The 638-nt window shown below is 65.7% G+C and carries 1 protein-coding gene; it reads left to right on the forward strand.

The annotated features are described in order from the left end of the window. Positions 1 to 638 (forward strand): IS3 family transposase (locus EJ903_RS26440; protein WP_126620827.1); only part of this gene is annotated, 638 nt, incomplete at both ends.

The following is a 638-nucleotide window of genomic DNA, read 5'->3' on the forward strand; positions in this document are numbered from 1 at the left end:
AAAAAAACTGTGGCCATCTTCTCGGAAGCACCGAGATGAGGTTCCGAATCATTGCGGACTGCTGCGACGAATACCCGGTTCGGGTGCTCTGCGATGCCCTCGACGTGTCGCCATCGGGCTATTATGCTTGGCGCACACGACCGGAGAGCCCACGCAAGGCAGCGAACCGACAGTTGCTCGACGACATCCGGCGCCTTCACGACGCGCATCGCCAACGCTACGGAGTTCCGCGCATTCACGCCGCCCTGCGGGCGGATGGGCATACCGCCAGTCGCGGGCGTGTCGAACGCCTCATGCGTCGCCACGGCCTGCGGGCGCAACGGGCCAAGGCTTATCGCGTCTGCACCACCGACAGCCGGCACGGTTTGCCGGTGGCGCCCAATCGGCTCGATCGCGACTTTGCCCCGGCGAAGCCGAACCAGACCTGGCTCACCGACATCACATACATCCCGACGGACGAGGGCTGGCTGTATCTCGCCGTCGTCCTGGATCTGTTCAGCCGCAAGGCCGTGGGCTGGGCAATGCGCGACCACATGCGCACGGAACTGCCGCTGGCTGCCCTGACCATGGCGATCCAGCGGCAACGGCCCCAGCCCGGCCTCCTGCACCACTCGGATCGCGGCAGTCAATACGCCGCT

Origin of the sequence: Azospirillum griseum (genome assembly GCF_003966125.1) — a bacterium.
In the GTDB taxonomy this organism is placed as follows: domain Bacteria; phylum Pseudomonadota; class Alphaproteobacteria; order Azospirillales; family Azospirillaceae; genus Azospirillum; species Azospirillum griseum.